The following is a 7218-nucleotide window of genomic DNA, read 5'->3' on the forward strand; positions in this document are numbered from 1 at the left end:
TCCGAGACCGCCATCGGCGTCTTGCGCCGCGCGACAGACTGGTTCGCCGACCAGGGCGTCACCGTCGAACGTGTCCTCTCCGACAACGGCGCCTGCTACCGCTCTCACGCCTGGCGAGACGCTTGCGGGGATCTCAGCATCCGACACAAACGAACCCGCCCCTACCGGCCGCAGACCAACGGCAAAATCGAGCGCCTCCACCGCACCCTCGCCGACGGCTGGGCCTACGCCCGTTTCTACAAATCAGAAACCGAACGCCGCGCAGCACTACCGGGCTGGATCCACTTCTACAATCACCACAGGCACCACTCCGCTATCGGAGCCCCACCCCTCAGCAGANTCTAGATGTCATCGAACACCACTGGTCAGGTGGTCGGCTACGTGCGCGTGAGCGCCGCCGATCAGAACGAGGCCCGGCAGCTCGAAGCAGTCGGTGAGGTCGACCGGCTGTTCTCCGAGAAGGTCTCGGGCAAGAACACCGCCGACCGCGAGCAGCTCCAGGAGTTGCTCGCGTACGTGCGTCAGGGCGACAAGGTGCGGGTGAAGTCGCCGGGCCGGCTCGCCCGCTCGACGACGGATCTGCTCTCGATCGTCCGGGGCCTCGCCGCGAAGGGCGTCGCCGTCGAGTTCGTCGACAACCCGGCGCTGAACACGGACACGCCCCAAGGCGAGTTCATGCTGACGGTCCTCGCGGCCGTCGCCGAGCTGGAGCGGGCCACTATCCGCGAGCGGCAGGCCGAGGGCATCGCGATCGCCAAGCGCAAGGACGTGTACGCGCGGGGACCGAAGTTGTCGGCTGAGCAGACCGCCTCCGCTCGTGAGCGGATCCGGGGCGGGGTCGCGAAGTCGGTCGTCGCCCACGAGCTGGGCGTGAGCCGGTCGACGCTCTACGCGGCGCTGGGCGGCACGGGTCGATACGCGGAGAGGGGGTGATGCCGATGCATAAGTGCGAGTGGTGCAGCTCCAGGGCCACGTGGGAGCTGATCACGCAGTGGTTCAGCTCGTTCGTGTGCGACGAGCACGAGGAGCAGATGAGCCACAACCTGATCGCCCAGGGGATTTCGATCCGGTCGTATGACCGGGTCGGCAGCTAGTCGACGAAGAGAGGAACGACCATGAGCAACGATCAGAAGAAGCCCGACCAGGAGCTGGTCAAGTCCATGCGCCAGGAGCTGGCGAAGGGCGGGGACAAGGCGGTGGAGCGCCGCTACGGTCCCGAGGCGAAGGGCAGCGCCGAGTACGCCGAGGCGCAGCGTCAGCGCAGGCAGGCGCAGGCGCGTGCCCGGTCGCAGCACCAGCGGGCGGCCGAGCAGCAGCGCGGTCCGGCTCAGGGTCAGCAGGCAAAGGCTCAGGCCGAGAAGGACGCCCGCGGCAAGCAGCAGCGGCAGTCCGAGCGCGAGCGGGTGATCGAGGCCCGTAAGCAGCAGGAGCGCGACTCGTCTCTAAGTCGCTGATCCCGCGCAAGAGAAGACCCCCAGAGCCGAGGCCTCCGGGGGTCTTCTGCTGCGTAGAATGAGTACATGGTCACCTACTCGCCTGACACGGTCGCTCTCGATGACATTCTTCTCGACCCAAATAACTTTCGGTTCCGAGGTCCAGGAACAGCCATCGAGGTCGCTGAATCTCGTTTCGCGGAGAAGTCTGTCCAGGATGCCGCGCTTGAGCGGATCGTGAGCGATGGTGTCACTGAAGTGAAGCGTTCTATTGCTGAGAACGGCTTCGTTCCAGTGGAGCGCATCGTCGTTCGTCCTCTGAAAATCGAATCGAGTTCTGAGGCAGGCAAATCAGGTGACAGTGCCACCGGGTCGAGCCACTACGTAGTAGTAGAGGGAAACCGTCGTACGGGGGCCTTGAAGTTGCTCAAGAAAGAGCACACAAGCGGCGCTGCATTGAAGTCTTCGGTGTCTGACGTGTTCGATGCGGTGCCTGTTCTTCTTGCTTCGGACGCATCCGACGACGACCTTCTCGCGATTATGGGTATCAGGCACGTTGGTGGTCCGAAAGAGTGGGGCGGGTACCAAAGCGCTCTGCTGGTTTATGAACTCATGGAAGATAGCGGTATCGACGCTCAGCAGGTCGCCTCCAGGCTTGGGCTGACTGTCCAAGAAGTAAATCGCAGGCATCGCGCCTTCTCGGCCCTGACTCAGATGGCCAATGATCCGGAGTACGGCGAGCTTGTCACTCCTGACTTTTATGCAATCTTCCATGAAGTGGTGGGGCAACCCAAGCTACGCGATTGGCTGGGATGGGATAGCTCAGAATACGAGCTGACGGAAGCCAACAACCGAGAGCAACTGTATCTCTGGCTGACCGGCAATGCGGACACGCCGAAGAAGATTACTGGATACGGTGACATCCGAGACCTGAAACTCATCATCGAGAACCCGGATGCTCTGTCCGCAATGCAGGATGACGACCAAAGTTTGGCCGATGCGATAGCAATCGTTAAGTCAGAAGCAAAAGCGACGAAGTGGTTGCCGAACGCCAAAGCCGCCCTCGCCTCTCTCCGCGACATGAGCCTGGAAACGATGGAGAACCTTGATGATGACGGTGTGCAAATCTTGACATCACTTAAGGAAAAGTCCAGCTCCGTGCTTCGGGCAGTGAGCGCTGCAAGAAGAACGGATGAGGACGCGGTCTCCGACTGATGGCTATCGGGGCGGAAGATCTCACGCGACTGCTCGTCGAACATCTGACCCCCGGTGCGCCTCCTCAAGATTTGCACCGTTGCTTGGCAGAGTTGGCACAGGCGAACGGTTATGGCGACAGCATCAACCATGCGCTAGAGGTTGTCGAAGCGCTTGTGCCCGAAGTTCAGGACAGACTGGACACGATGCGGAATGCTGCGATTCAGAACGGCACCATGTGGAACATCGAGCTCTTCGGCTCTGGAAAAGAGTGGGTCCGGGGGGCGTCCTTCGATGATCCGGGACTTCCGGCCGAGGACAGAACGGCGCGCTCCCGGAGGGCTTCCGCCAACGAGGCGAAAGCAGCCTTACTAGGGCTTACGTATCGTGACTTCGAGTTCGCGTGTGCCACAGTTCTGAGGTTGCTTGGCTGCCAGGACCCTCGAACCACGAGACAGAGCAACGATGGAGGGATCGACTTCCACGGGAGGCTAGAGCTAAGAGGAAGGCTTGACTCTCCGTTCCCATACGGAGGACTTGATGACCGTGCGAAAGTCTGGCTGATCGGACAGGCGAAGCACTACCCCACTTCAAACTTGGCACCGGCAGTGGTCCGGGAGATGGTTGGAACCGCTGAACTGGCTCGTACTGGCGGCGCGCTTCAAGAATGGCCAGGCCTCCGCTTGCGCCCCTTCGATGCGTCCCTCATCCTGATCTTCACAACTGGCGGTTTTAGCGTCGGAGCGAAGGCACTGCTCGAACGGTCCGGCATGCTCTCGATGGATGGGGATCAATTGACGACATTCCTCTGTGACGCTGGAATCGGCATACAGAATGAGGACAGCGTCTTCGACGCCTCCCTGTTCCGTGAGCAGCTTGTCGATACGGCAAAGTTGCACGCCTGAGCTACCCACGAGCGTAAACCTAGCGCCTCCCTTCGCTGAGGGTCTTCGTTTGGGCTCAGGCTGCCTTGGGTCGAGCCTTGAACCTTAGCTGGGAGATGTCGACGAGGTTCACCAGCAAGCCAGCGTCGGAGAAGGTGCCCGCGGCCGCGCCGGGGCGCTTGCCGCGCAGCAGCCGTCCCTCGTCCATCGACTTCGGCAGCAGGTCGGTGGCGTGCAGGGTGTCGGCCTTCTCGGACTGTTGGGACTGTCGCCCGAGGTGGTCGGTCGTGGTCTTGTGGCGTTCGCTCTGCCCGTACCACCACGCTGCTCGTTCGAGCATGTCCTTCTCGGGCGCGCCGACGAGGCACAGGACTGCGGGGAACACCTCGCGTAGCTCGTCCATGCCTTCCTTGCCGTAGCGCTTGGCGAACTGCGAGGTGGCCTGCACGGCGCAGAGCAGGTGGATGCCCATCGCGCGGGACTCGGTGACGACGGTCGGCAGCTTCGGCCACGGCATCGTGTTGCACAGCTCGTCGACGACCATGAGCAGCCTCGGCAACCTGGTCATCTGGCTCTTCACAGATGAGGGTGTAGCTGTGGTGCGACCTGGGGCGGCGCGTCGGTGTCGGGGTGAGGGTCGAGGTCTTCCGGTGCAACGCATCTGAGAGAGGGCACTCCACGCCCACTAGCCTGTGGGCCCCCGGTTCATGACGCGGAAGAGAATTGGGGTGATCTGAGGTTGTGAGTAAGGGCCCCTACCGAGCGGTGGGGGCCCTTACTCACAGACCGTCGAGCAGGGATCCTGTTCGCAGGTCAACCTGCCACGAAGTGGGTCAGGACAGAACGGAGATGTTCGTGGCTTGGAGACCGCGATCACCGTTCGTGACGTCGAACTCAACCTTGGCGCCCTCGTCCAAAGAACGGTAACCGCTGGAGTTGATGCCCGAGAAATGTGCGAAGACGTCATCAGAGCCGTCATCGGGGGCGATGAAGCCGAAGCCCTTGTCAGCGTTGAACCATTTAACGGTGCCAGTAGTCATGTGAGACCTGTCTTTCTGTTAGAAAGGGAGCGCGTCCTGAATTTCAGGGGCTCAGGCGTTGCGATGCTTGCCATAAACGTTTCTTCAGAAAAACAACCAACCCAGGTGGGCGGGCAAAGCTCAACATAAAAACGAAACTTCTACAACTGGTGATTAACCTACGGCCTGGGTGAGGGTGTGTCAAATCCTGGGCGATCATGGGAAAAATCGTCGGAAACGCGTGAATTTCTCTGGCCCCGTAGGCGCCGGGGGGCCACTGCGATCAGCATGATTGTGCCCAAGAAGTAGCTGCCTACCAGTAGCAGGATGCTGAGGAGAAAAAGGGGGAGGTTGTATGAGGTCATGGAGTTCACCTACAGGTTCCAGAGGGCTGTCGCTCCTCTGGAACCTGTAGGAGGGGTGCCCCCCACCCTCAAGAGTGGGGGGAGGGGGGCACTCTTTGAGGCAAGACCGGTCTGGCCAGAGGGGGCTCTGGCAAGGCGCCGTGCCTGTTACTTGTTAGAGGCGGTGTTCTTTACCGACTGCGCGGATTCCTTCGAAGCATCCTTCAGCTGGCCAGCTTCTTGCTGAGTCTGGGACTTGACGTCCTGAGCCCCCGACTGTGCAGTTTCTTTCACGGACTGAGCAGCCTGCTGGGCCGGTTCCTTCAGGTCCTGAGCGACATCTTGGGCCGCGCCCTTGACGGAGTCCGCAGCTTGCTGAGCATGAGGTTGGATCCGATCAGCCGCATCAGAGACCAGCTCCTGCTCCTTCTGGCTGGAAGGCAGCAAAGAACCCACGAGCCAACCAGCACCCAACGCGATAAGACCAGCAGCAAAGGGGTTCCCACGAGTCTTGGCCTTGGCCGCTGCGGGAGCGTTACCAAGAGCCTCACGGGCCTGGTCAGCACGGTCAGACACACCCTCGCGAAGGTCCCCCATAGTGGCGGAAGTAGTGAAGCGGGCATCCTCGGCGGGGCCCATGACGCGCTCCCGCACGTCCTGGAACTTGCCGCGCACCTTGTCTTTCTGCCGCTCCACCACGTTTTCGGGGGTGACCTTCTCGGCCACAGCATCCACGTCTGAACCCAACCGCATGCGGGTGGCTTCGATTTCGGTGCGAATTTCTTCGGGGGTCTGCTGGCTCATCGGGTCTCCTTAGAAGGGTTCACGGTGTCAGGGATCTGGCTGACGGTCTCTCGCGTCTGGGAGAGCGGGTCTTGGGTGGCCACGGCAAGTTTGCGCCGGCCGCGCTCGATGTTCTTCTTGCCGATGGCAGTCAGGACTGCGGCGATGATTCCCCACAAAGCAGCGAGAATCAATGCCGCCCATCCCAGGTTCATCACGTTACCCAGCGTCCACATCAGTGCGAGGGAGAGAAAAAGCAGGACGAAGTGGCCGGCCACACCCGCGCCGCCGAGCAGACCGCCGCCTTTGCCCAGGACCTTGACGGAGTCCTTGGTCTTATTGGCGGTTTGGGTCATCTCAGCTTTGGCCAACGCAATTTCTTGCTGAATCAGTGTGGTGAGGTTGATGCTCAAGGACTTGAACATCTCTCCCAGCGATTCGCGTTCGACGCGCTGCTCAGCCTCGGAGGGGGGAATGGGATGGCTCATCGCCGATTGCCCTTCTGATCCGGGTAAACGGTTCCGGGAACACGATCGGTGTAGGTCCGGGAGGGATCCGCTGGCTCATCGACCGCATAGGTGTCACCGGAAGTGCCCGTTGCAGGACTCGGAGTATAAGTTTGAGCGGAAGTCCCGGCAGGCATCATGCGTTCCTCGGGCTGCTCCATCCCGAAGTACTCCTTGACGTCCTGCCGGCTGGAAGCCACCTCGTCGCTGTCCTTCACGCTACGAGTAGCACGGCCGGCCAGCAGCCCAATGCCTGCAGCTACAGCCAGGAAGGTGCCGGGGCGCCGCGCCGCGAAACGACGCGCATCACCGAGCAACTCCTTAGGTTCCTTATTCTCCAATGAAGAAGCCAACGCCTCCACCGGTCCGGCCACATTCCCTAGAAGCCCCGCTACGTACTGGGTCTCGGGCTTCTTCCCGTTGGAAAGGGCAGAAACCTCGTCGCTGATCGAACGCGCCGTGGTAGCCACGCGCTCCTGCTGGGGCCCGACGTAACCCTGGAGATCGTCCTTTAGCCGACCCAGCAGATCCTGAGCCTGATTCACAGCCTCATTCTTGACCTCCGCGGTCTTTTCTTTCGCGGTCTCCTTGACACGTTCACCCGAACCAGCAGCATTGTTTCTCAGCTGCTGCGCCTCGGCCTTGCCCTTTTCGGCCACGATGTCCTTCTTGTCAGGGCCCCCGTTCACGGGGGTTGCACCGGCATCCCGGTGCGCCGGACGAGCCTTCGAATTATTGGTCATAGCAGGTCCTTTATTTGGGGTAGAAAATGCCCATCCTACTCTAAAAACATGGATAGACATGTCACAATTTTTGTAAAAAATTTCTGAGGGGGCAACACCCTAATGGGTGAGGTCCAAGGGTTACTGGCTCTTCACAATTCGGGGTGTAGGTGTGGTCTGAATCTGCCGGCTTCGAGGAGTGCGCGGGCGATGTAGTTGGTGAGGTTGCGGAAGCCGAGGGCCAGGCCACGCAGGTGCTCGAGGCGACCGTTCACGGCTTCGGTAGGTCCGTTGCTCGTGCGCGGCCGGTCGAAGTAGGCCAGGACGTCGCAG

The 7218-nt window shown here is 61.1% G+C and carries 12 protein-coding genes; 6 read left to right on the plus strand and 6 right to left on the minus strand.

Going from position 1 to position 7218, the window contains the following annotated elements; all coding sequences use genetic code 11:
* From ABD264_RS00005 to ABD264_RS00030, 6 genes are all read left to right on the plus strand, one after another.
* The coding region (locus tag ABD264_RS00005) for an integrase core domain-containing protein (RefSeq protein WP_344203310.1) at positions 1-345 on the plus strand (345 nt) is incomplete at its 5' end.
* On the plus strand, positions 346-933 hold the full coding sequence (locus tag ABD264_RS00010; protein ID WP_344203312.1) for a recombinase family protein: 588 nt from the start codon (positions 346-348) through the stop codon (positions 931-933).
* A complete protein-coding gene (locus ABD264_RS00015; RefSeq protein WP_158222940.1) occupies positions 933-1094 on the plus strand; it encodes a hypothetical protein in 162 nt (53 codons plus the stop codon). Before ABD264_RS00010 ends, ABD264_RS00015 begins: the two co-directional genes overlap by 1 nt.
* 21 nt (positions 1095-1115) lie before the next feature.
* Positions 1116-1454 carry a hypothetical protein gene (locus tag ABD264_RS00020; protein ID WP_095797985.1) on the plus strand — a complete coding sequence of 113 codons (339 nt, stop codon included), beginning with the start codon at positions 1116-1118 and terminating at the stop codon, positions 1452-1454.
* Between the two features lie 66 nt (positions 1455-1520).
* Entirely contained in the window at positions 1521-2648 is a 1128-nt protein-coding gene (locus ABD264_RS00025) for a hypothetical protein (protein ID WP_344203321.1), read from the plus strand.
* An 83-nt stretch (positions 2649-2731) separates the two neighbouring features.
* Positions 2732-3532 carry a restriction endonuclease gene (locus tag ABD264_RS00030; RefSeq protein WP_344203323.1) on the plus strand — a complete coding sequence of 267 codons (801 nt, stop codon included), beginning with the start codon at positions 2732-2734 and terminating at the stop codon, positions 3530-3532.
* 55 nt (positions 3533-3587) lie between these two features.
* On the opposite strand, the gene ABD264_RS00035 is transcribed toward ABD264_RS00030, so the two are convergent.
* The 6 genes from ABD264_RS00035 to ABD264_RS00060 form a co-directional block, all read right to left on the minus strand.
* Positions 3588-4079, minus strand: a complete 492-nt coding sequence (locus ABD264_RS00035) for a TraM recognition domain-containing protein (protein WP_344203326.1) — start codon at positions 4077-4079, stop codon at positions 3588-3590.
* A 265-nt stretch (positions 4080-4344) separates the two neighbouring features.
* Complete coding sequence (locus ABD264_RS00040; RefSeq protein WP_303106416.1) at positions 4345-4551, minus strand: cold-shock protein; 207 nt, start codon at positions 4549-4551, stop codon at positions 4345-4347.
* Positions 4552-5042: 491 nt separating this feature from the next.
* Positions 5043-5678, minus strand: coding sequence for a DUF3618 domain-containing protein (locus ABD264_RS00045; RefSeq protein ID WP_344203332.1), 636 nt, complete (start codon positions 5676-5678; stop codon positions 5043-5045).
* The gene (locus tag ABD264_RS00050; protein WP_344203335.1) at positions 5675-6145 is read right to left on the minus strand and encodes a phage holin family protein; all 471 of its coding nucleotides are present in this window, start codon (positions 6143-6145) and stop codon (positions 5675-5677) included. Before ABD264_RS00050 ends, ABD264_RS00045 begins: the two co-directional genes overlap by 4 nt.
* Entirely contained in the window at positions 6142-6906 is a 765-nt protein-coding gene (locus tag ABD264_RS00055) for a hypothetical protein (RefSeq protein WP_344203338.1), read from the minus strand. The genes ABD264_RS00050 and ABD264_RS00055 overlap by 4 nt, the downstream gene beginning before the upstream one ends.
* 131 nt (positions 6907-7037) lie before the next feature.
* Positions 7038-7218 (minus strand): transposase (locus tag ABD264_RS00060; protein ID WP_344203341.1); only part of this gene is annotated, 181 nt, incomplete at its 5' end.

The sequence above is a fragment of the Kocuria salsicia genome (genome assembly GCF_039532055.1).
Lineage (GTDB): Bacteria > Actinomycetota > Actinomycetes > Actinomycetales > Micrococcaceae > Kocuria > Kocuria salsicia.